The organism is Curtobacterium sp. MCLR17_031 (genome assembly GCF_003234775.2).
Lineage (GTDB): Bacteria > Actinomycetota > Actinomycetes > Actinomycetales > Microbacteriaceae > Curtobacterium > Curtobacterium flaccumfaciens.
The window spans coordinates 2,397,650-2,421,988 of record NZ_CP126270.1; the positions used below are offsets into that span (position 1 = coordinate 2,397,650).

The window sequence follows — 24,339 nt, forward strand, 5'->3', positions numbered from 1 at the left end:
AGTGGGTACTCTCCCCCGCGGTTCCAACCATCGCCGTGGCCAGCGGGAGGGTCAATGCGCGGTGCGGTCCCTTGCGGACACCCGGGTGCGGATACGGAAACCCGCAACGGTCGTGCAGGTTCGCGGTCCGGCGCGGCGGCCGGCGGGTGGTGGACGCAGGACGAGCGGACGGGCGCGCCCCGCAGAGCGGCAACGCGAAGCGTTGCGCGGGGCGCGCTGACCGAGCCTGCGAGGGAGGTGTGCCAGCTGGCACCGCGCCTCCCGTCCGCCCGTGGGCCGGTCTCAGACCTGCGGCACGTCCGCCGTCTCGAAGGCGGCCCGCAGCGCCACCGCCAGCTCGGCGACGTGCGGTTCCCGCAGCAGCGACGTGTGCTCGCTCGCGATCCGCACCATCTCGGTGGGCCCGCGCAGCAGGGCGGACCACCCGGCGGCGTCGGGGTTGGCGTCGGCGAGGACGTAGGTGGCGCGCCCGTGGAACGGCGTCGGGTGGTGGCGCCTGGTGACGATCTCGGCCTGGTCGAAGAAGGCGTCGAAGTCCTTCTGCCCACCGTGCCGCAGCACGCCGGCGGTGTAGGCACGGAGCCGCTTGGCGAACAGTGCCCCGTACGGCACACCCGCGGGCAGGACCCGCCGGACGGCGCGGTCGAGCCCCCGCTGCACGGCACGGACGGCGGTGTTCGGCTGGTCGCGCGGCTCCATCCGGCCGAAGTGCAGGCGGGCCTGTTCGGACTTCGTGCGGGGCAGGTAGGTGTCGAGCAGGACGACGTGTTCCACCTGCTCGCCGCTCTCGGTCAGGAGCCGGGCGATCTCGAGCGCGACGAGTCCGCCGAGCGAGTGCCCGACGAGCAGGTAGGGGCCGCGGGGCTGGACGATGCGCATCAGGGCGAGGTAGCGGCGGGCGCTCCGCTCGATGTTCCAGTCCGGCACCCCGCGGCGTTCGAGGGCGTGCTGCTGGAACGCGTACAGGTCGTGCGCGGGCAGGTGCCGCGAGAGCGGCAGGAACGTCAGCGCCAGGGCACCGCCACCGGCGAAGCAGAACACCGGCGGACGGCCGCCCTCTCGCGCCTCGGACACCTTCACGACGTCGGGGTGGCTCGGCAGCGCGCTCGTCCCGCTCCGCACCCGTCGGGCGAAGGCGCGGAGCGTCGGGTGCTCGAGCACGTCCGAGGAGCGCAGGTCGACCCCGAGCCGGTCCTGCACGACGGCGAGCATCTCCTCGGCGGACAGCGAGTCGCCGCCGAGGGCGGAGAAGTCCTCGTCCAGGTGCACACCCCGGAGCCCGAGCACCTCGGCCCAGATCTGCCCGACGACGAGCTCCCACTGGTCGTACTCGCCCTCGACCATCTCGGTCTCGACGCTCGGCGCCCCGGGGAGTTCGGCCCGGTCGACCTTGCCGCGCTCGTTCCGCGGCAGTTCGGTCATCGGCACGATCGACGCCGGCACCATGTACTCGGGCAGCCGCTCACGGAGCGCCCGTCGGAGCGCACCCGGTGCCGGGGTGCGGTGCCCCGGGCGACCGACCACGTAGGCGACGAGCCGGGTGACGGAACCGGGGTCGACCTGTGCCGTCACGACCGCGTCGTGCACCTCGGGGACCGCGCGGAGCGCCGCCTCGACCTCACTCGGCTCGACCAGGTAGCCGCGGACCTTCACGGCGTCGTCGGATCGGCCGAGCAGCACGAGCCGCCCGTCGGGGTCGACGCGTGCCAGGTCGCCCTGCCGCCAGCTCGGGGTCCCGACGGGGATGCCGGCAGCGGCCTCGGCCTCGCCGGTGCGTCCGGCCCGTTCGGCGGTCTTCTCCGGCGCACCCCAGTAGCCCGCGGTCAGGGCGTCGGAGACCACGACGAGCTCGCCGGTCTCCCCCGGGTCGGCAGGGCTGCCGTCCTCGCGGAGCACGAGGACCGTCTTGCCGGGCAACGGCCACCCGGCGGGCACGACGCCCTCGGGCACCGGCTCCCCCGGGGCCACCGGGCAGTACGCGACGCACGCGGTCTCGCTCGAGCCGAAGGCGTTCAGGAGCAGCGTGTCCGGGTCCAGGTGGGGTCGGGCCGCGGCGAGGTCGGCGCCCGTGACGGACTCGCCCGTGGTCATCAGGAAGCGCAGTCCGCCGAGCACCGGTGCGGTCCCGGCCGCCGTCCCGTGCGACCCGGGGGCGTTCTGCGACCCGATGATCGAGCGCAGCAGGTGCGGGGTGCAGACGAGCACGTTCACGTCGTCGTCCCGGAACCGCCCGAGCAGCCGCTCGACACCGAGCTCACGCGGCTCGAGCAGCACGATGGTGCCGCCGCAGAGCAACGTGTCGAACGAGAACAGGAGCCCGGCCGCGAAGGAGAGCGGCAGGACGACACCGAGCCGGTCGCCGGGGCCGAGGCCGAGCGCGACCGCGTCCTGCTCGGCGTCGGCGATCTGCTGCCGGTGCGTCAGGACGACGCCCTTCGGCATGCCGGTCGAGCCGGAGGTGAAGACGATGGCGAAGGGGTCTCGCCCGCCGGGGCGCACGCCGACGGTGTCCGCCGACGGGGCCGCGCCCGGTTCACCCGCGTCCAGCAGTTCGCCGAGTGCGTGCACCCGGCCGCCCCGTTCCGCGACGACGTCGGCGGCCAGCGTCGCACGCTCGGTGTCGGCGACGATCTCGTCGACGCCGGCGAGGCGGGCCACGTGTGCCAGCCGTGCTGCGGGCAGGTGGTCGTCGAGCACCACCACGGTCCGTCCGGCACGCACCAGTGCGAGGATGCCGATCACGGCCTCGGTCGACTGCCCGGCCATCAGCCCGACCGGCTTCGATGCCCCGCCCGGGGTGTCGCCGACACCGGCGCCGCTGTGGTCGTCGGGTCGGAGCGTCACGGACAGGGCTGAGGCCAGCGCGCGCGAGGCCCGGTCCGCTTCGGCGTAGGTGTACGGACGGCCGTCCCCCGCGAGGGCGGCGGCGTCGCCCCGGAGTGCCACCACGCGGTCCCAGCGGTCCAGTACGGAGTGGTCGGCCGCCGCGGGCACGGCTGCGGGGTGGTTCCAGGGATCGACGGTCGTCAGCGGGTCGACGGAGGTCACGATGACACCTCGGGTGCTCAGCAGCGGACCGCCACGACTCCCGCGACGGTCTTCCGACCGTAGGTCCGCGTTCCCCCGCCCGCGAGCAGGCGTCTGCCCGGTGCGGGGAACCGCAACCTGCCTGGAGGCGCGGCCTGCGCCCGCCAAGGACGGTACGACTCCGGAACGACCGGTCCACCGCCGTGGGCGCCTCCCGCACGGCGGCTCGCCCGGCTCGGGGATCGTGCGGTTCCGCGCAACCTCCGGATCAGCCGTGGTGTGACCGTGGATGCGCCGTGCATCGCCGATGAGGACGCTCGGAACGAGAAGGTCCCGGAAACGAGAACAGCCCCCGGGATGTCCCGGGGGCTGTTCGTAGAGTGCTGGGGTACCTGGACTCGAACCAAGAACGACGGTACCAGAAACCGCTGTGTTGCCAATTACACCATACCCCAAAAGGCCTGTCGGCCTTCTGGCCCGGTCACCCGGGGCACGATCAACTACTGTACAGCATCCCGGAGGTCCGCAAGACCACCCACCAGGTCTCGGTGCACGGCGGCGGCGGTCGCGGCTCCGTGTCCGGCGGCGACGATGAGCTGCTCCGGCCCGGGAGGTGTGACGTCTCCCACGGCGTAGAGCCCCGGGACGGACGTCCGGCCCACCCGGTCGACCACGAGGAGTCCCTGCGTGTCGCGCTGGAGCCCGTCGAGCGCCTCGGGCGTGTCGTCGTTCGCGGCCGTGTTCCCGCTCGTTGCGCTCGGACTCGTGGTGGCGCTCGTTGCGCTCGGACTCGTGGTGGCGCTGGTGCGCAGCCAGTCGAGGTCGGCGTGCCACACGGGTCGGACGAACCCGCCGGCCCGTGGCTCGACGTGGCCGTCGGCGAGCCGGACACCGGTCATCCCGGTGCGATCGCCCTCGAGGTCCTCGACGACCCGCTCGTCCACGACGACCCCCGCGGCCGCCAGTCGAGCGCGGCCGGCGTCGTCGAGCGGTGCCACGCCGTTCGTGTAGACGATCAGGTCGTCGGTCCACGCGGCGATGAGCAGTGCGCGGTCGACGACGTCGTCGGTCTCGCAGATGAACGCGAGCGGCTGCCCGGCCTTGTCGTACGCATCGCACTCGACGCAGCTGTGCACCGCGGTGCCGTAGAACGCACGCAGCATCGGCAGCGCCGGGAACTCCTCACGCAACCCCGTCGCCACGACGACCGTCCGGGCCCGGGCCTCGAGCTCGGTGCCCCGCCACGAACCGTGCACCCGCCAGGTGTCCGTGTCGGGGTCCGGGGTCACCAGGTCGACGACGGACTGCACGACCGTCGCCTCCGGGTACCGCTCGACCTCGGTCCGCCCGAGCTTGCGGAGTTCGAGCGGCGAGATGCCATCGCGCGTCAGGAACCCGTGCGACCGCAGCGTCGCGGCGTTCCGGGGTCGGTTCGCGTCGACGAGCAGCACGGTCCGCTTCGCCCGGACCAGGTTGAGCGCAGCGCTCAGCCCGGCCGGCCCGGCGCCGATGACCGCGACGTCGTGCACGACCTGGTCGGCGTGCTCCGTGCTGCTCACGGTCGGTCAGCGCGCCGCGAGGGCGCGGAGCCGAGTCAGGGTGGACTCCTTGCCCAGGATCTCCATCGACTCGAACAATGGCGGACTGATGCGACGCCCGGACACTGCCACGCGCAGCGGGCCGAAGGCGACGCGGGGCTTCAGGCCGAGCTCGTCGATGAGGGCCGAACGGAGCGCACCCTCGATGGCCTCGGTGGTCCAGTCCTGGACACCCTCGAGCGCGGCGGTGCTCGCGTTCAGGACCGTCGCCGTGTCGCCCTTGAGCGAGGCCAGCGCGTCGTCCTCGACCACGAGGTCGGCGTCGGAGGTGAACAGGAAGCCGAGCATCGCCGGTGCCTCGCCGAGCAGCTGCATGCGCTCCTGCACGAGCGGAGCCGCCTTGGTCAGGACCTCGAGCTGCTCCGGTGTCGCCGGGTCGCTGATGAACTCCGACAGGTACGGCAGCAGGCGCGACCGGAAGTCCTCCGGCGCCAGCAGACGGATGTGGTCCCCGTTGATCGCCTCGGCCTTCTTGTGGTCGAAGCGGGCCGGATTCGGGTTCACGTCGGTGACGTCGAACGCCGCGACCATCTCGTCGATCGAGAACACGTCGCGGTCGGGGCCGATCGACCAGCCGAGCAGCGCCAGGTAGTTGACGAGCCCCTCCGGGATCATGCCGGCGGCGCGGTGGTGGAACAGGTTCGACTCGGGGTCACGCTTCGAGAGCTTCTTGTTGCCCTCCCCCATCACGTACGGGAGGTGTCCGAACACGGGGATGGAGGGCGCGAGGCCGATCTCGTACAGCGCCTCGTACAGGGCGATCTGGCGCGGGGTCGACGACAGCAGGTCCTCGCCCCGGAGCACGTGCGTGATGCCCATCAGGGCGTCGTCGACCGGGTTCGTGAACGTGTACAGCGGCGTGCCGTTCGGGCGGACCACCACGAAGTCGGGGAACGTGCCCTGCTTGAAGGTGATCTCGCCGCGCACCAGGTCGTCGAAGCTCAGGTCACGATCGGGCACCCGCAGCCGGAGTGCCGGCTCGCGGCCCTCGTCGCGGAAGGCCTGGCGTTCGGCATCGGTCAGGTCACGCTCGTGGTTGTCGTAGCCCTGCTTGGGGTCACGCCCGGCGGCCTTGTTGCGGGCCTCCATCTCGTCCGGCGTGACGAAGGACTCGTAGATGTGACCCGACGCCTTGAGCTTCGCGATCACGTCGTCGTAGATCGCGGTTCGCTCGGACTGCCGGTACGGTCCGTGCTCGCCGCCGGCGTCCACGCCTTCGTCCCAGTCGAGCCGCAGCCAGCGGAGCGCGTCGAGGATCTGCGCGTACGACTCTTCGCTGTCGCGGGCGGCGTCGGTGTCCTCGATGCGGAACACGAGCTTGCCGCCGGTGTGGCGGGCGTAGGCCCAGTTGAAGAGCGCGGTGCGGATGAGCCCCACGTGCGGGGTCCCCGTCGGGCTCGGGCAGAAGCGGACGCGGATGTCGGAGCCGGAGGCAGTGGTGAATGGCGCAGTCATGACCCGACAACCCTACCGCGGCGTCTGTCCATGCCACCTGCCCTGTGGACGGGCGGGAAACGCAGAAAACCCCTGACCACGAATGGTCAGGGGTTCCCTGGTGTTACTACGTTAAGTCCGGCGGCGTCCTACTCTCCCACAAGGTCCCCCTTGCAGTACCATCGGCGCTGAGAGGCTTAGCTTCCGGGTTCGGAATGTGACCGGGCGTTTCCCTCTCGCTATGACCACCGGAACACTCTCGACCAGATAATACATTGGTCTCAAAGCTGTCCCGACTACCACCCTCCGTGAAGAGGGCAGAGCGGTGTATTCAGTCTCGATTCCCGATCGTCTGTCGGGAACCACAAAGTGGACGCGAGCCCGTGCAACAAGTGCACGGAAATCAGTGTGTTATCAAGTCTTCGGCTTATTAGTACCGGTCAGCTCCACGGGTCGTTAGTCCCCGCTTCCACATCCGGCCTATCAACCCAGTAGTCTGCTGGGAGCCTCTCACACTCAAGGTGCATGGAAATCTCATCTCGAAGACGGCTTCCCGCTTAGATGCTTTCAGCGGTTATCCGGTCCGAACGTAGCTAATCAGCGGTGCCCTTGGCAGAACAACTGACACACCAGAGGTTCGTCCATCCCGGTCCTCTCGTACTAGGGATAGATCTTCTCAAATTTCCAACGCGCGCAGCGGATAGGGACCGAACTGTCTCACGACGTTCTAAACCCAGCTCGCGTACCGCTTTAATGGGCGAACAGCCCAACCCTTGGGACCTACTCCAGCCCCAGGATGCGACGAGCCGACATCGAGGTGCCAAACCATGCCGTCGATATGGACTCTTGGGCAAGATCAGCCTGTTATCCCCGAGGTACCTTTTATCCGTTGAGCGACAGCGCTTCCACAAGCCACTGCCGGATCACTAGTCCCGACTTTCGTCCCTGCTCGACCTGTCAGTCTCACAGTCAAGCTCCCTTGTGCACTTACACTCGCCACCTGATTGCCAACCAGGTTGAGGGAACCTTTGGGCGCCTCCGTTACTCTTTGGGAGGCAACCGCCCCAGTTAAACTACCCATCAGGCACTGTCCATGAACCCGATCAGGGTCCTACGTTAGACATCCAAAGTGACCAGAGTGGTATTTCAACAATGACTCCACGAACACTAGCGTGCCCGCTTCACAGTCTCCCACCTATCCTACACAAGCCACTCCGAACACCAATACCAAACTGTAGTAAAGGTCACGGGGTCTTTCCGTCCTGCTGCGCGTAACGAGCATCTTTACTCGTAGTGCAATTTCGCCGAGTTCGCGGTTGAGACAGCTGGGAAGTCGTTACGCCATTCGTGCAGGTCGGAACTTACCCGACAAGGAATTTCGCTACCTTAGGATGGTTATAGTTACCACCGCCGTTTACTGGGGCTTAAATTCAGAGCTTCGCCCAAAGGCTAACCCTTCCTCTTAACCTTCCAGCACCGGGCAGGCGTCAGTCCGTATACATCGTCTTGCGACTTCGCACGGACCTGTGTTTTTAGTAAACAGTCGCTTCCCACTGGTCTCTGCGGCCTTCAACGCTCACGGAGTAAATCCGGTCACGTGTCCGGCCCCCCTTCTCCCGAAGTTACGGGGGCATTTTGCCGAGTTCCTTAACCACGATTCTCTCGATCTCCTTGGTATTCTCTACCTGACCACCTGAGTCGGTTTCGGGTACGGGCGGCTGCAACCTCGCGTCGATGCTTTTCTCGGCAGCATAGGATCACTGATTTCCCCTTACGGGTACGCGTCGGATCTCAGGCATACAGACGACGGATTTGCCTATCGTCAGCCCTACATCCTTACACCAGGTTCACCTTACGGATACCATCGCCTGGCTCAGCTACCTTCCTGCGTCACACCTGTTCATACGCTAACCGCACCAGCATGGGGTCGAGCGTTAGACCGGCCACCATCACCCCGAAGGGATCCGGTTGTACCGGGTTAGGACTCTTAGCACCACTGGATTAGCTTGGGCGGTTGTTCGCCGGTACGGGAATATCAACCCGTTGTCCATCGACTACGCCTGTCGGCCTCGCCTTAGGTCCCGACTTACCCAGGGCGGATTAACCTGGCCCTGGAACCCTTGGTCTTTCGGAGGACGGGTTTCTCACCCGTCTTTCGCTACTCATGCCTGCATTCTCACTCGTGTAGCGTCCACGGCTGGATCACTCCGCCGCTTCACTCGCCACACGACGCTCTCCTACCACTCCGCACGACTGAACCACGAAGGCTTGTCTATAGTGCGAAATCTACAACTTCGGTGGTGTGCTTGAGCCCCGTTACATTGTCGGCGCGGAATCACTTGACCAGTGAGCTATTACGCACTCTTTCAAGGGTGGCTGCTTCTAAGCCAACCTCCTGGTTGTCTGTGCAACTCCACATCCTTTCCCACTTAGCACACGCTTAGGGACCTTAGTTGGTAGTCTGGGTTGTTTCCCTCTCGACGATGAAGCTTATCCCCCACCGTCTCACTGCTGCGCTCTCACTCACCGGCATTCGGAGTTTGGCTGACGTCAGTAACCTGTTGAGGCCCATCGGCCATCCAGTAGCTCTACCTCCGGCGAGAAACACGCAACGCTGCACCTAAATGCATTTCGGAGAGAACCAGCTATCACGAAGTTTGATTGGCCTTTCACCCCTATCCACAGCTCATCCCCTCCATTTTCAACTGAAGTGGGTTCGGTCCTCCACGACGTCTTACCGTCGCTTCAACCTGGCCATGGATAGATCACTTCGCTTCGGGTCTAGAACATGCGACTCAAACGCCCTATTCAGACTCGCTTTCGCTACGGCTGCCCCTCACGGGTTAACCTCGCCACATATCACTAACTCGCAGGCTCATTCTTCAAAAGGCACGCCGTCACCCCTACTAAGGAGGCTCCGACGGTTTGTAAGCAAACGGTTTCAGGTACTATTTCACTCCCCTCCCGGGGTACTTTTCACCTTTCCCTCACGGTACTTGTCCGCTATCGGTCATCTGGGAGTATTTAGGCTTATCAGGTGGTCCTGACAGATTCACACGGGATTTCTCGGGCCCCGTGCTACTTGGGATACACATCCGGCCATAACACCATTTCGTCTACGGGGCTGGCACCCACTACGGCCCGGCTTTCAAACCGGTTCGACTATGATGCGCTGTAACCGTCCCAGTCCGGCAGAACTGAGTGACGTGTCCCACAACCCCGACCATGCAACGCCCGCCGGCTATCACACATGATCGGTTTAGCCTCATCCGCTTTCGCTCGCCACTACTCACGGAATCACATGTTGTTTTCTCTTCCTGTGGGTACTGAGATGTTTCACTTCCCCACGTTCCCTCTACCCGCCCTATATATTCAGGCGGGAGTCACCAGGTCGCAAAAGCGCCTGGCGGGGTTTCCCCATTCGGAAATCCTCGGATCGAGGCTCGATTATCAGCTCCCCGAGGCTTATCGCAGATTTCTACGTCCTTCATCGGCTCCAGATGCCAAGGCATCCACCGTTTGCTCTTAGAAACTTGACCACAAAGATTAAAATTGCGATCCAACGTCACCACTCAACAACCCGAAGGCTGATCATGGATGACGCGAATCAAAGATGCTCGCGTCCACTGTGTAGTTCTCAACATACGATCGGCACCAGCACTCCCCCACCACAACAGTAGGTTCACCCTGGCCCGACGAAGGACCCGTAGGCCCAACCCCCACCACCACTCACGTAGCAGCAGGAAGCCTGGTCCCTCAGGACCCAACAACGTGCACCAGCTGGCAGCTCCACCCCGACCCGTCCCAACCCTGCAAGCAGAGCGTACTGAGGTCGGAAGCATCACTCCCAACTGCACTGTCAATGTTCCACCCATGAGCTACCCGTCGGACACGTTCGGTCCGAAACAGGCGCCTGGACCAGCAACCAACCACCCATGATGGGCGACCAGCACTGACCAGATGCTCCTTAGAAAGGAGGTGATCCAGCCGCACCTTCCGGTACGGCTACCTTGTTACGACTTAGTCCTAATCACCGATCCCACCTTCGACGGCTCCTTCCACAAGGGTTAGGCCACCGGCTTCGGGTGTTACCGACTTTCATGACTTGACGGGCGGTGTGTACAAGGCCCGGGAACGTATTCACCGCAGCGTTGCTGATCTGCGATTACTAGCGACTCCGACTTCATGAGGTCGAGTTGCAGACCTCAATCCGAACTGAGACCGGCTTTTTGGGATTCGCTCCACCTTACGGTATCGCAGCCCTTTGTACCGGCCATTGTAGCATGCGTGAAGCCCAAGACATAAGGGGCATGATGATTTGACGTCATCCCCACCTTCCTCCGAGTTGACCCCGGCAGTCTCCTATGAGTCCCCGGCATAACCCGCTGGCAACATAGAACGAGGGTTGCGCTCGTTGCGGGACTTAACCCAACATCTCACGACACGAGCTGACGACAACCATGCACCACCTGTACACCGACCACAAGGGGGCGACCATCTCTGGCCGTTTCCGGTGTATGTCAAGCCTTGGTAAGGTTCTTCGCGTTGCATCGAATTAATCCGCATGCTCCGCCGCTTGTGCGGGCCCCCGTCAATTCCTTTGAGTTTTAGCCTTGCGGCCGTACTCCCCAGGCGGGGCGCTTAATGCGTTAGCTACGACACAGAAACCGTGGAAAGGTCCCTACATCTAGCGCCCAACGTTTACGGCATGGACTACCAGGGTATCTAATCCTGTTCGCTCCCCATGCTTTCGCTCCTCAGCGTCAGTTACGGCCCAGAGATCTGCCTTCGCCATCGGTGTTCCTCCTGATATCTGCGCATTCCACCGCTACACCAGGAATTCCAATCTCCCCTACCGCACTCTAGTCTGCCCGTACCCACTGCAAGCCCGAGGTTGAGCCTCGGGATTTCACAGCAGACGCGACAAACCGCCTACGAGCTCTTTACGCCCAATAATTCCGGACAACGCTTGCACCCTACGTATTACCGCGGCTGCTGGCACGTAGTTAGCCGGTGCTTTTTCTGCAGGTACCGTCACTTTCGCTTCTTCCCTACTAAAAGAGGTTTACAACCCGAAGGCCGTCATCCCTCACGCGGCGTTGCTGCATCAGGCTTTCGCCCATTGTGCAATATTCCCCACTGCTGCCTCCCGTAGGAGTCTGGGCCGTGTCTCAGTCCCAGTGTGGCCGGTCACCCTCTCAGGCCGGCTACCCGTCGTCGCCTTGGTGAGCCATTACCTCACCAACAAGCTGATAGGCCGCGAGTCCATCCCCAACCAAAAAATCTTTCCACCACCAGACCATGCGGCCAGTGATCATATCCAGTATTAGACGTCGTTTCCAACGCTTATCCCAGAGTCAGGGGCAGGTTACTCACGTGTTACTCACCCGTTCGCCACTAATCCACCCAGCAAGCTGGGCATCATCGTTCGACTTGCATGTGTTAAGCACGCCGCCAGCGTTCGTCCTGAGCCAGGATCAAACTCTCCGTAAAAAAATACAGACCCAACACCCGAAGGCATCAGACCGAGTTGATTCTGACTGTTGACTGTCTACTGACAATCTTCAATCCAAAAGGAATTGCTTCATGACCCGGTCAGCAAGCCGACCAGGCACGAGGTCAATCAATAAATTGGCATTGACAATGTGCACGCTGTTGAGTTCTCAAGGACCAGACGCACTCCCCGCTCGACCCCGAAAGGTTCCGCCAGAGAGGCATTCGTCTTGCACAACATCCTGGGCGCACAACCAGAGGTCGTGTTTCCGAGGAGTTGGTTGCCTGAGCGGGACCCCGTCCGGACTGCATCTCCAGGTGTTCAACCCGGTGATCGTCTCGGCCGTTCCGTTCTCCGCCTCAGCGGCAACGAGTGATTACTTTACGCAGAGGTGAACGGCAGCGCCAAGCCGGCCCACATCCCGGGCGTGTCGCCCTCTGCGCCGCTGTTGGGGTACTCCCCCGGCAACGACGAACGGCCCGCTCCCCACCAGGGGGAACGGGCCGTTCGGGAGCGCTGTCAGTGCCGCGCGATGACCGGGTTCTTGAGCGAACCGATGCCGGAGATGGTGACCTCGACGATCTCGCCGTCGCGGATCTGCCCGACACCGGCCGGAGTCCCGGTCAGGATGACGTCACCGGGCAGGAGGGTCCAGATCGAGGACACGAACTCGACGAGCGACGGGATGTCGTGCACCATCTCGTTCGTCGAGGCCGCCTGCCGGAGGTCACCGTCGACGCGGGTCTCGATGCGGATGTCCGACGGGTCGATCTCGGTCTCGATCACGGGGCCGAGCGGGCAGAAGGTGTCGAAGCCCTTTGCCCGGGTCCACTGACCGTCGCGAGCCTGCAGGTCTCGGGCGGTCACGTCGTTGGCGATCGTGTAGCCGAGGATGACGCTCGCGAAGTCTTCACGTCGGACGTTCTTCGCGAGTGAGCCGATCACGATGGCGAGTTCGCCCTCGTGGTCGACGCGTCCGATGTCGGCGGGGAGGCGGATGGGCTCGTCCGGACCGATCACCGAGGTGTTCGGCTTGAGGAACACCACCGGGTCGTCGCCGGCACGCTCGTCCATCTCGGAGGCGTGCTCCGAGTAGTTGAGCCCGACGCCGATGACCTTCGACCGCGGGATGACGGGGGCGAGGAGCTTGGCGTCGGCGAGTGCCACGCGCTCCCCCGTGGTCTCGAACCCCTGGTACATCGGGTCCCCCGCGAGCACCACCAGAGCGCGCTCGTCGAGGATGCCGTACCGGGGGTCTTCACCCTTGCTGCTGAACCGTGCGATCTTCACCGTTCGACCCTACCCACGCCCGCCGGTCGATCAGGACGCGGCAGTCAGCTTGGTCATCCACCCGTGCGGGTCGGGACGACGGCCGTACTGGATGTCGGTGAGTTCATCGCGCAGGGACATCGTGAGTTCCCCGGCCCCCACGGTCGGCGAACCGATCGTGAACCCGTCACCCCGGAGTTCGGCGATCGGGGTCACCACGGCGGCGGTTCCGCACGCGAAGGCCTCGGTGATCGAGCCGTCGGCGACGCCGTCCCGCCACTCGTCGAGGGTCACGCGGCGCTTCTCGACGGTCAGGCCGCGGTCCTCGGCCAACTGCAGGATCGAGTCACGCGTGATCCCCTCGAGGATCGAGTCGGAGTCGGGCGTGACGAGGGTGCCGTCGGACTTGACCAGGACGACGTTCATCCCGCCGAGCTCTTCGAGGTACTTGCCCTCCACCGAGTCGAGGAACATCACCTGCTGGCAGCCGTGCTCGTAGGCCTCTTGCTGGGGCAGCAGCGACGAGGCGTAGTTGCCGCCGGTCTTCGCCGCACCGGTCCCGCCCTTGCCAGCGCGCGCGTACTGCGTCGACAGCCAGATCGACACCGGCTTCGGGCCCGAGGTGAAGTACGCACCGGCGGGGCTCGCGATGCAGTGGTACGCGACGGCCTGTGCCGCGCGGACCCCGAGGAACGACTCCGTCGCGATCATGAACGGCCGCAGGTACAGGCTGGTCTCGGGTGCCGAGGGCACCCAGTCGACGTCGGTCTGCACGAGCTGCCGGATCGACTCGACGAACGCCTCGACCGGGAGCTCCGGGAGCGCCAGGCGTCGGGCGGACCGCTGGAAGCGTCGGGCGTTGGCGTCCGGCCGGAACGACCACACCGAGCCGTCCGCGTGCCGATAGGCCTTGAGTCCCTCGAAGATCTCCTGGGCGTAGTGCAGGACGCTCGCGCTCGGGTCGAGGGACAGCGGCCCGTAGGGGTGGATCGACGCACTGTGCCAGCCGTCGTCGAGCGTCCACTCGACCGTCGCCATGTGGTCGGTGAAGTGCTTGCCGAAGCCCGGGTCGGCGAGGATCTGCTCACGCTCGGCGGCCGCGCGGCGGTCGGCGGACGGGGTGCTGGCGAACTCGAGTCCGAAGGCGGTGTCGGTGCTCATGGGGAGGACTCCTTCTCAGGCGGTGGTGGTGCGTGCCGTGGCCGCGGCGGCGATCGCGTCGCCGATCTCGGCCGTGCGACGCGGCGTGGTGCCCCGGTCGGCGAGGTCGGACTCCACCGCAGCTGTCACCGCGGCCGCCAGGTCACCGCGACCGAGGTGGTCGAGCAACAGGGCGACGGAACGGATCGCGGCGGTGGGGTCGGCCAGCTGCTGACCTGCGATGTCCGGCGCGGAACCGTGGACCGGCTCGAACATGCTGGGGAAGGTGCCGTCCGGGTTGATGTTGCCCGAGGCCGCCAGACCGATGCCGCCGCTGATCGCGCCGGCCAGGTCGGTGATGATGTCGCCGAACAGGTTGTCGGTGACGATGACGTCGAACCGTGCGGGGTCGCGGACCATGTGGATGGTGACCGCGTCCACGTGCTGGTAGTCGACCGTGACGTCCGGGTACTCGGCGCCGACGGCCGCGACGGTGCGCTGCCAGAGGGCTCCGGCGTGCACAAGGACGTTGCTCTTGTGCACGAGGGTCAGGTGCCGACGCGGGCGTCGGTCCGCCAGCGCGAAGGCGTACCGCACGACCCGTTCGACACCGAAGGCGGTGTTCAACGAGACCTCGGTCGCGATCTCGTGCGGGGTACCGGTCCGGATGGCACCGCCGTTGCCGACGTAGGGGCCCTCGGTGCCTTCGCGGACGACCACGAAGTCGACCTCGCCGGGGTCGGCGAGCGGCGTCGGGACGGCCGGGTGCACCGTCGTCGGCCGGAGGTTCACGTAGTGGTCGAACGCGAAGCGGAGCTTGAGGAGCAGCCCGCGCTCGATGATGCCGCCGGCGAGCCGCGGGTCACGCGGGTCACCGCCGACAGCACCGAGCAGGATCGCGTCGTGCTGCGCGATCGCCGCCATGTCGTCGTCGGTCAGGACGTCGCCGGTCTCCAGGTACCGTGCGGCACCGAGGGAGAACGGGGTCTCCTGCACCACGAGGTCATCCGGCAGGACCGCGTGCAGGACCTTCAGGGCCTCGTCGACGACCTCGGGGCCGATGCCGTCCCCACGGATGACCGCGAGTCGGATCGTCTGCGCGCTGCTCATGTCCGCCACTCCCCTAGAGCGTGATGTCGATCTCGCGGAGCGAGGACGCGTCGATCGCCGAGCGGACGTGCTCGAGGATCTCGGCCGGGACCGGCGAGTCGACGGTCAGGACGCTCAGTGCCTGGCCACCGGCGGCTTCGCGGGAGATCTGCATCGCGGCGATGTTGATGCCGGCCTGGCCGAACTCCTTGCCGTAGACCGCGACGATGCCCGGACGGTCGGTGTACTCCATGACCACGTGGTGCCGGTCGAGCGGCACCTCGACGTCGTGCCCGTTGATCTCGACGAGCTTCTCGACCTGCTTCGGGCCGGTGAGCGTGCCGGAGACGCTGATCGCCGGGCCGTCCGACTGGGCACCGCGGATCGTCAGCACGTTGCGGTACTCGGGGCTGTCGGTCTCGGTGATGAGGCGGACGGTGACCCCGCGCTGCTCGGCGATGAGCGGAGCGTTGACGTAGGAGACCTGGTCGCTCACGACGTCGGTGAAGACGCCCTTGAGCGCCGCGAGCTTCAGCACGCTGACGTCGTACTCGGCGAGTTCGCCGTGCACCTCGACGTCGATGCTCGTGACCGGTGAGGTCGCGAGGGCGGTGAAGACCTGGCCGAGCTTCTCGACGAGCGGGATGCCGGGGCGCACGTACGGGTCGATGACCCCGCCGGCGACGTTGACCGCGTCGGGCACGAGCTCGCCGCCGAGGGCGAGACGGACCGACTTGGCGACCGAGACGCCTGCTTTCTCCTGCGCTTCGTCGGTGGAGGCGCCGAGGTGCGGCGTCACGACGACGTTCGGGAGCGCCAGGAGCGGCGAGTCCTTCGGGGGCTCGGCGACGAAGACGTCGAGGCCGGCGCCGGCGATGGTGTTCGACGTGAGGGCCCGGTGCAGGGCGTCCTCGTCGATCAGGCCACCGCGGGCCACGTTCACGACGAACGCGGTCGGCTTCATCAGGGCGAACTGGGCGTCCGAGATCATGCCGAGGGTCTCCGGCGTCCTCGGCATGTGGATCGTGGTGAAGTCCGCCCGACGCAGCAGGTCGTCGAGGGAGACGAGCTCGACCCCGAGCTGCTGCGCACGTGCCGTGGTGACGTACGGGTCGTACGCGATGACCGTCACGCCGAAGGCCTGCAGTCGCTGGGTGATGAGGGCGCCGATGCGGCCGAGGCCGATGATGCCGACGGTCTTCTCGTAGAGCTCGACACCGGTGTACGACGAGCGCTTCCACGCACCGGCGGCCAGCGAGGCGTGGGCGGCCGGGATGTGCCGCGCGAGCGACAGGATGTGCCCGACCGTGAGCTCCGCCGCCGAGATGATGTTCGAGGTCGGGGCGTTCACCACCATCACGCCGGCGGTCGTCGCGGCCTTGATGTCGACGTTGTCGAGGCCGACGCCGGCACGGGCGACGACCTTGAGGACCGGTGCCGCGGCGATCGCCTCGGCGTCGATCTTGGTGGCGGACCGCACGAGGACGGCGTGCGCGTCGGACAGCGCCGCCAGGAGCGCCGGACGGTCGGTGCCGTCCACGTTCCGGATCTCGAAGTCGGGCCCGAGGGCGTCGACCGTTGCGGGCGAGAGTTCTTCGGCGATCAGGACGACCGGCTTCGACACAGCAGCTGTTTCCTCACTCGAGACGGTTGGTATCCCACCATGCTATCGACGCGGGCCGGTGGTTACGACCGCGGGAGCGGTCCTGTGGAGAACCACACGACGGCCGGGAGGCGCGGGGCGGGGCCGCACCGCGCCTCCTGGCCGTCGGCGGGTCGCGTCAGAAGTCCAGCAGCGTCGGGACGAACAGCTGGAGGTCGAGCCAGAGGGCGCCGGCGCCCGCGAAGGCGACCACGAACACCGCGATCGTGACGGGCAGGCTCGAACTTCGGGTGATGACGATCGCCGCGACGAACGCGACCGGCGCGATGAGGATGTCGAGCACGAGCCACAGCCACGGGGTGCTGGTCTGCAGCGAGTCGCCGCCCGAGGTCGTCTGGAGGAACGCGTTGAAGGCGTCCACCCGCTGGTTGATCTGCGTGAGGTTGCCGACGGCCTGCACCGTCATGTACGCGAACAGCGCCGCGAACACGACCCAGACCACGATCTTCGCGACCACGGGGGCGCTGCTCCGGCGGGTCGTCGCCGGCACTGCCCCGGTCACCCGAAGCTCCGCGTCAGGAGGAACGGCCAGGGGAAGAGCACGACGGCACCGAGGAGCATCCAGAGCAGACGGGTCCGCGTGCGGCTGCTGCGCGCCGCCCACAGCACCACCGTGAACCAGAGTGCCGGCGCGAGGATCGCCAGGAAGCGGAGTACCTCGACGAAGAGCGTGAGGACCGTGTCGACGCCGGAGACGTACGCGGTCGACGCGGTGAGGAGCCAGGCCACAGTGTAGAGGAGGTAGAGGCCCCCGAAGACACCGAACCCGACGAGCGCGCCGGAGGTCTCGGGCGCCTCGGGGTCCCGCTCGCCGCGCTCGCGCACCGCCACCGGGTTGTGCGCCGCGTCGACGTGGGTGGCGTCGTCGGCGTCACCCCAACTGAGAGCGGCGTCGTCGGTGTCGACGGCGTTCGGCACGTCCGGGTCGATCGACCCGTCTGGTGGGGATGCTGCCGTGGTCATGCCCCGATTCTACGAGGGACACGACACCGGGAGGACCAGCGACGGCCGGGAGGCCGAGGTCAGACGTCGGCCGGCTGCGTCGCGAGGACCTCGGCGACGACGTCGCGGACGGCCGGGAAGAGCGGGTGGCTCTCCATCAGGCCCGTGAGGATCTCGGTCAGCGCGTGCGCGGTCGCCCCGGAACGCAGGAGTGCGTGCAGCTCGATCGACTCCGGGTCGTTCTCGTCGTCGAACGCGAGCGCCACGCGGACGGCACCGAGCAGGTGCTCGACGGGCAGGCCGCGCTCGGCCAGCTGCGACGCCGGGCCGACGAAGCGTTCACGACGGCCGAGCTTGCGGAGCGGGTTGCGGCCGACGCGCGCGGTGGAGTCCGGCAGGTGCGGGTTCGCGATGCGGGAGAGGTTCGCGGCGACGTAGCGCGCGTGGTCCTCGGGGTCGAAGCCGTGCTTCGCGATCAGCAGTGCGGTGGTCTCGGCCAGCACCCCGTCGACCTCGGCGCGGACGGCGTCGTCCTCGAGTGCTTCGCGGATGAGCCGGATTCCCCGCACGTAGCCGTGGTAGGCCGCGGTGGCGTGCGCCGTGTTGACCGTGTAGAGCTTGCGCTCGACGAACGGCTGCAGGTCGTCGACCCAGGTGACGCCCTCGATCGTCGGCGGTTCGGCGTCGGAGCCGAGGAACGGGGTGCGCTCGATGACCCACTCGTAGAACGGTTCGAGCACGACGTCGAGGCCGCCGGACTGACCGAGCACCCCGGACTGGTCCGGGACGATGCGGTCGATCGCGCAGTTCGCGAAGACGGCGGCGATGTCGCGGTCTTCGAGGATCGGGGCGCGGCGGATGCTGGCGTGCAGGGAATCGGTCGCGTTGAACGCGTTCTCGCAGGCGACGATCGTGACGTCACCGCGCTCGAGCGGGCGTGCCGCGAGCCCTTCGGCGATGAGCGGCGCGACGAGCGGGAGCGTGCGTGCGCCCACGGCGGTGGTCACGACGTCGGCCTCGGCGATGGCCTGCACCACACGCTCACGGTCGGTCTTGCTGCTGAGCGCACGGAACCCGTAGACGAGGTGCTCGACCGGCATCTCGCCGACCTCGTGCACCACGAACCGGCCGGCTTCGTTCAGGGCCGAGACCACGCGTTCGTCGACGTCGACGAAGGTGAGCTCGTAGCCGCTCGCCACGAGGAACTGGCCCACGAACCCGCGCCCGATCTTGCCGGCGCCGATGTGGACCGCTCGCTTCGTCACCGCCATCCGACGATCATCCCATGCTGGTCGGGGCGGTCCTGACCGCGGGTGCGCACCACGGCCGACGGGTGTCGGGAATCGTGCGCGCGCACGGCGGAGGGACGCCGGTCCGCGGCGTCGGGGCTGGAGAAGAGCTGCTGCATAACGTTCGGGTCACATCGCGAGGCGGCGGTGCAGGTGCACCGCCGCCTCGACGTCGAGTGGTCCTCGGAAGACTACCGCGCGGCCGAGCCGTCCACGTAGTCGCCGTCGTTCTGCTTCCACGCGAAGAGCGCGCGGAGCTCACGGCCGGTGGCCTCGATCGGGTGGCCCTCGCCCTTGGCACGGAGCGCCTTGAACTCCGGAGCGCCGGCGTCCTGGTCCTCGATGAAGCGCTTCGCGAAGGCACCGTTCTGGATGTCCGCGAGCACCGCCTTCATGTTCTCCTTGACGTCCGGCGAGATCACGCGCGGGCCGGAGACGTAGTCACCGAACTCGGCGGTGTCGGAGATCGACCAGCGCTGCTTGGTGAGGCCGCCCTCCCAGATGAGGTCGACGATGAGCTTGAGCTCGTGCAGGACCTCGAAGTAGGCGATCTGCGGCTGGTAGCCCGCCTCGACCAGGGTCTCGAAGCCGTACTGGATGAGCTGCGAGGTGCCACCGCAGAGGACGGCCTGCTCGCCGAACAGGTCGGTCTCGGTCTCCTCGGTGAAGGTCGTCTTGATGCCGCCGGAGCGGAGGCCACCGATGGCCTTGGAGTACGACCACGCGAGGTCCCAGGCGGAACCGGACGCGTCGACCTCGACGGCGACGATCACGGGGACGCCACGGCCGGCCTCGTACTCCCGGCGGACGGTGTGCCCCGGGCCCTTCGGCGCGACGAGCGACACGTCGACGCCCTCGGGCGCCTCGATGTAGCCGAAGCGGATGTTGAAGCCGTGGCCGAAGACGAGCGTCGCGCCCGGCTTGAGGTTCGGGCGGATGTCCTCGGCGTAGACGATGCGCTGGACCTGGTCCGGCGCGAGGATGACGACGACGTCGGCCCAGGCGGTGGCGTCGCCCGGGGTGTGGACCTCGAAGCCCGCCTCTTCGGCCTTCTGCCGGCTCTTCGAGCCCTCCTGCAGGCCGATCTTCACCTCGACACCCGAGTCACGGAGGTTGAGGGCGTGGGCGTGGCCCTGCGAGCCGTAGCCGATGACGGCGACCTTCTTGCCCTGGATGAGCGTCAGGTCGGCGTCGGCGTCGTACACGATGTCAGTCACGAGGGTGTGTCTCCTTGGTTCTGTGGTCTGTGCCGGGCACCATCGGCGCCCGGGAGGGGTGTGACGGGCGCTCAGCGCACCCGGTCGGTGATGCTCTTCGGTCCGCGGCCCATGCCGAGGAGGCCCGCGCGGGCGAGCTCCTTGACGCCGTAGGGCTCGAGCACGCGGAGGATCGCCTGGATCTTGCCGGGGTCGCCGGTCACCTCGACGATCAGGGAGTCGGTCGCCACGTCGACGACCTGGGCACGGAACAGGTTCACTGCTTCGAGCACCGCCGAGCGCGTCTGGTTGTCGACGCGCACCTTCACGAGCATGTGCTCGCGCTGGACCGACTGCGAGAAGTCCAGTTCGACGATCTTGATGACGTTCACCAGCTTGTTGAGCTGCTTCGTCACCTGTTCCAGCGGGAGGTCCTCGACGTCGACGACGACGGTGATCCGGCTGAGGCCGTCCACCTCGGTGTTGCCGACGGCGAGCGACTCGATGTTGAACCCGCGGCGCGCGAAGAGTCCGGCCACACGGGTCAGCAGACCGGGCTTGTCCTCCACGAGGAGGGAGAGGACGTGGCTCATGCGGTTTCTCCCGTCATGTCGGCGTCCTCGTCGTCCCAGGTGGGCGCGAGTGCCTGGGCGTACTCGATGGACGAGTTGCTGACGCCCTGCGGGACCATCGGCCACACCATCGAGTCACGGCTCACGACGAAGTCGATCACCACCGGGCGGTCGTTGGTCGCGAGGGCGAGCTCGATCGCGGCGTCGACCTCGTCGGCCTTCTCGACGCGGATGCCGAGGGCACCGTAGGCGTCGGCCAGCTTCACGAAGTCCGGGACGCGGCGCGAGGCGTGCCCCGTCTCGAGGTCGGTGAAGGAGTGCCGACCGTCGTAGAACAGCGTCTGCCACTGCCGGACCATGCCGAGCGACGAGTTGTTGATGATCGCGACCTTGATCGGGATGTCGTTGATGACGCAGGTCGCGAGCTCCTGGTTCGTCATCTGGAAGCAGCCGTCGCCGTCGATCGCCCAGACCACCCGGTCCGGCTGGGCGACCTTCGCGCCCATGGCCGCGGGGACCGAGTAGCCCATGGTGCCGGCACCACCGGAGTTGAGCCAGGCGTTGGGCCGCTCGTACTTGATGAACTGCGCGGACCACATCTGGTGCTGGCCGACACCGGAGGCGTAGACGGCCTCGGGACCGGAGAGCTCACCGATGCGCTTGATGATGCCCTGCGGCGCGAGGAGTCCGTCGGTCGGCTCGGCGTACCCGAGCGGGAAGTCGGTCTTGAGCTGGTGGAGCTTCGCCCACCACTCGTCGGTCGACGCGCGGTCCTCGACGGCGATGCCACCCCAGGCGTCGAGCAGGTCGACCAGGACCTCGCGGGCGTCACCGACGATCGGGACGTCGGCGAAGCGGATCTTCGAGATCTCGGCCGGGTCGATGTCGACGTGCACGACCTTGGCGTCCGGGGCGAACTCGTCGGCCTTGCCGGTCACGCGGTCGTCGAAGCGTGCCCCGAGGGCGACGATGAGGTCGCTGTCCTGCAGGCCGAGCACCGCGGGCACCGTGCCGTGCATGCCGGGCATGCCGAGGTGCTGCGGGTGCGAGTCCGGGAACGCGCCGCGCGCCATCAGGGTCGTGACGACCGGCGCACCGGTCGCCTCGGCGAAGCGGAGGAGCTCGGCGGTCGCGCGGGAGCGGATGACGCCGCCGCCGACGTAGAGCACCGGGCGCTTCGCCTCGGACAGCAGCTGCGCCGCCGCGGTGATCTGCTTGCCGTGCGCCTTGGTCACCGGGCGGTAGCCGGGCAGGTCGATCTTGGGCGGCCACACGTAGGGCGCCGACTTCTGCTGGGCGTCCTTCGTGATGTCCACCAGCACGGGGCCGGGCCGACCGGTCGTCGCGATGAGGTGCGCCGCGGCGAGGGTCGCCGGCACGTCGGCCGGGTCGGTGACCAGGAACGAGTGCTTCGTGATGGGCATCGTGATGCCGACGATGTCGGCTTCCTGGAACGCGTCGGTGCCCATCAGCGTCGAGAACACCTGACCGGTGATCGCGATGAACGGCACCGAGTCCATGTAGGCGTCGGCGATGGCCGTGACGAGGTTCGTCGCGCCGGGGCCCGACGTGGCGATGGCGACGCCGACCTTGCCGGACGACGAGGCGTAGCCCTCGGCGGCGTGGCCGGCGCCCTGCTCGTGACGGACGAGGATGTGGCGGATCGTGGTCGACGCCATCAGCTCGTCGTAGAACGGGATGATCGCGCCGCCGGGCAGGCCGAAGACGTCGGTGATCCCGAGGTGCTCGAGCGTCCGGAGGACGGCTCCCGAGCCGGTGAGGATCTCCGGCGACCGGCGTGCACCGGCGGCCGCGGACAACGGAGTTGCTTCCGTGGGCATGAGTGGTCCTTGCCTGAGTGGTGGCGGTGGTGCGGGTGTCGGACGCTAGCCCGTGACCGCGCCCTGGGCGGCGGACTTCACGAGCTTGGCGTACTTCGCGAGGACTCCGCGGGTGTAGCGCGGGGGCAGCGGGGCCCAGCCGTCACGGCGGGCCTCCAGCTCGGCCGGGTCGACCAGTAGGTCGAGCGAGCGAGCCGCGATGTCGACACGGATGCGGTCGCCATCACGAACGAAAGCGACTGGACCTGCGTCCACTGCTTCCGGTGCGATGTGGCCGATGCACAGGCCGGTTGTGCCGCCTGAGAATCGACCGTCGGTCAAGAGTAGTACATCCTTGCCGAGGCCCGCGCCCTTGATGGCCGCGGTGATGGCGAGCATCTCGCGCATGCCCGGGCCGCCCTTGGGGCCCTCGTAGCGGATGACGACGACGTCGCCCTTCTCGATCCCGCCCTCGGTCAGAGCGTCCATCGCCGCGCGTTCGCGGTCGAACACGCGGGCAGGGCCCTCGAAGACGGAGGCGTCGAAGCCCGCGGTCTTCACCACGGCACCCTCGGGGGCGAAGGAGCCCTGCAGGACGGTGAGGCCACCGGTCTCGTGGATCGGGTTGTCGAGCGTGCGGAAGACCTCGCCGTCGAGTGCCGGCGGGTCGATCTCGGCCAGGTTCTCGGCGACGGTCTTGCCCGTCACCGTCATGCAGTCGCCGTGCAGCAGGCCCGCGTCGAGCAGCGCCTTCATGATCACGGGGATGCCCCCGTTGCGGTCGACGTCGACCATGACGTACTTGCCGAAGGGCTTCATGTCGGCAAGGTGCGGGACCTTGGAACCGATGCGGTTGAAGTCGTCCAGCGACAGCTCGACCTCGGCCTCGTAGGCGATCGCGAGCAGGTGCAGGATGACGTTGGTCGAGCCGCCGAGGGCCATCGCGACGGCGATGGCGTTCTCGAAGGCTTCCTTGGTGAGGATCTGCCGCGCGGTGATGCCGTGCTCGAGCATGTTCACCACAGCCTCGCCGGAGCGGTGCGCGTAGTAGTCACGGCGACGGTCCGCGCTCGGCGGAGCTGCGGAGCCCGGGAGCGACATGCCGAGGGCCTCGGCGACGGAGGCCATCGTGTTCGCCGTGTACATGCCACCGCAGGCACCCTCGCCCGGGACGATGGCGCACTCGATCTTCTTGAGCTCTTCCTCGCTCATCGTGCCGGCCTTGCAGGCACCGACACCCTCGAAGGAGTCGATGATCGTGACTTCCTTCATCGTGCCGTCCGCCTGCTTCACGTAGCCCGGCATGACCGAACCGGCGTAGAGGAACACGCTCGCCAGGTCGAGGCGTGCGGCGGCCATCAGCATGCCGGGCAGCGACTTGTCGCAGCCGGCGAGCAGGACCGTGCCGTCGAGGCGCTCGGCGTTGACGACGGTCTCGACGCTGTCCGCGATGACCTCACGCGAGACGAGGGAGAAGTGCATGCCCTCGTGGCCCATCGAGATGCCGTCCGAGACGGAGATGGTGCCGAACTGCAGCGGGTAGCCGCCACCGGAGTGCACGCCCTCCTTCGCACCCTGTGCGAGGCGGTCGAGCGACAGGTTGCACGGCGTGATCTCGTTCCACGAGGACGCGATGCCGATCTGCGGCTTGCTCCAGTCCTCGTCTCCCATACCGACGGCCCGCAGCATGCCACGCGAGGTGGTTGCTTCGATCCCGTCGGTGACGACCCGGCTGCGCGGCTTGACGTCGATATCAGGCATGGGATGAGTCTAGGACGGTTTGGGATACCAGCCGTGCACCCCCGT

14 protein-coding genes, 1 tRNA gene and 3 rRNA genes are annotated in these 24,339 nt (G+C 67.0%); all 18 read right to left on the reverse strand.

What is annotated here, in order from left to right; all coding sequences use genetic code 11:
• Window positions 1-282: 282 nt before the first annotated feature.
• The 18 genes from DEI96_RS11345 to ilvD all read right to left on the reverse strand — a co-directional run bounded on the left by DEI96_RS11345 (window position 283) and on the right by ilvD (window position 24,294).
• Window positions 283-3,048, reverse strand: coding sequence for a non-ribosomal peptide synthetase (locus tag DEI96_RS11345; RefSeq protein ID WP_146246987.1), 2,766 nt, complete (start codon window positions 3,046-3,048; stop codon window positions 283-285).
• Between the two features lie 362 nt (window positions 3,049-3,410).
• Window positions 3,411-3,482, reverse strand: a tRNA-Gln gene (locus DEI96_RS11350).
• Between the two features lie 45 nt (window positions 3,483-3,527).
• Window positions 3,528-4,586 carry an NAD(P)/FAD-dependent oxidoreductase gene (locus DEI96_RS11355; protein WP_111025026.1) on the reverse strand — a complete coding sequence of 353 codons (1,059 nt, stop codon included), beginning with the start codon at window positions 4,584-4,586 and terminating at the stop codon, window positions 3,528-3,530.
• 6 nt (window positions 4,587-4,592) lie between these two features.
• Complete coding sequence (gene gltX / locus DEI96_RS11360; RefSeq protein ID WP_111025025.1) at window positions 4,593-6,080, reverse strand: glutamate--tRNA ligase; 1,488 nt, start codon at window positions 6,078-6,080, stop codon at window positions 4,593-4,595.
• Window positions 6,081-6,195: 115 nt separating this feature from the next.
• Window positions 6,196-6,312: ribosomal RNA gene (rrf, locus tag DEI96_RS11365) — 5S ribosomal RNA — on the reverse strand.
• A gap of 157 nt (window positions 6,313-6,469) precedes the next feature.
• Window positions 6,470-9,598 (reverse strand): 23S ribosomal RNA (locus tag DEI96_RS11370).
• Between the two features lie 432 nt (window positions 9,599-10,030).
• Window positions 10,031-11,552, reverse strand: a 16S ribosomal RNA gene (locus tag DEI96_RS11375).
• The 16S, 23S and 5S rRNA genes sit together here, the layout of an rRNA operon.
• Before the next feature lie 520 nt (window positions 11,553-12,072).
• Entirely contained in the window at window positions 12,073-12,843 is a 771-nt protein-coding gene (locus tag DEI96_RS11380) for a fumarylacetoacetate hydrolase family protein (protein WP_027466538.1), read from the reverse strand.
• Window positions 12,844-12,873: 30 nt separating this feature from the next.
• Window positions 12,874-13,983, reverse strand: a complete 1,110-nt coding sequence (locus DEI96_RS11385) for a branched-chain amino acid aminotransferase (protein ID WP_111024381.1) — start codon at window positions 13,981-13,983, stop codon at window positions 12,874-12,876.
• A 15-nt stretch (window positions 13,984-13,998) separates the two neighbouring features.
• Entirely contained in the window at window positions 13,999-15,072 is a 1,074-nt protein-coding gene (locus DEI96_RS11390; protein ID WP_110862911.1) for a 3-isopropylmalate dehydrogenase, read from the reverse strand.
• A gap of 13 nt (window positions 15,073-15,085) precedes the next feature.
• On the reverse strand, window positions 15,086-16,675 hold the full coding sequence (gene serA / locus DEI96_RS11395; protein ID WP_056070972.1) for a phosphoglycerate dehydrogenase: 1,590 nt from the start codon (window positions 16,673-16,675) through the stop codon (window positions 15,086-15,088).
• Window positions 16,676-16,832: 157 nt separating this feature from the next.
• Complete coding sequence (locus tag DEI96_RS11400; protein ID WP_146246945.1) at window positions 16,833-17,216, reverse strand: hypothetical protein; 384 nt, start codon at window positions 17,214-17,216, stop codon at window positions 16,833-16,835.
• Window positions 17,213-17,677, reverse strand: coding sequence for a hypothetical protein (locus DEI96_RS11405; RefSeq protein WP_111047588.1), 465 nt, complete (start codon window positions 17,675-17,677; stop codon window positions 17,213-17,215). The genes DEI96_RS11400 and DEI96_RS11405 overlap by 4 nt, the downstream gene beginning before the upstream one ends.
• Window positions 17,678-17,736: 59 nt before the next feature.
• The gene (locus tag DEI96_RS11410; RefSeq protein ID WP_071405813.1) at window positions 17,737-18,927 is read right to left on the reverse strand and encodes a mannitol-1-phosphate 5-dehydrogenase; all 1,191 of its coding nucleotides are present in this window, start codon (window positions 18,925-18,927) and stop codon (window positions 17,737-17,739) included.
• Window positions 18,928-19,136: 209 nt separating this feature from the next.
• Window positions 19,137-20,162, reverse strand: coding sequence for a ketol-acid reductoisomerase (ilvC, locus tag DEI96_RS11415; RefSeq protein WP_027466530.1), 1,026 nt, complete (start codon window positions 20,160-20,162; stop codon window positions 19,137-19,139).
• Window positions 20,163-20,233: 71 nt separating this feature from the next.
• Window positions 20,234-20,734: an acetolactate synthase small subunit gene (gene ilvN, locus DEI96_RS11420; RefSeq protein WP_017888842.1), complete on the reverse strand. Its 501-nt coding sequence runs from the start codon at window positions 20,732-20,734 to the stop codon at window positions 20,234-20,236.
• Window positions 20,731-22,554 carry an acetolactate synthase large subunit gene (locus DEI96_RS11425; protein ID WP_111024378.1) on the reverse strand — a complete coding sequence of 608 codons (1,824 nt, stop codon included), beginning with the start codon at window positions 22,552-22,554 and terminating at the stop codon, window positions 20,731-20,733. Before DEI96_RS11425 ends, ilvN begins: the two co-directional genes overlap by 4 nt.
• Before the next feature lie 45 nt (window positions 22,555-22,599).
• A complete protein-coding gene (gene ilvD / locus DEI96_RS11430) occupies window positions 22,600-24,294 on the reverse strand; it encodes a dihydroxy-acid dehydratase (protein ID WP_111024377.1) in 1,695 nt (564 codons plus the stop codon).
• Between the last annotated feature and the right edge of the window lie 45 nt (window positions 24,295-24,339).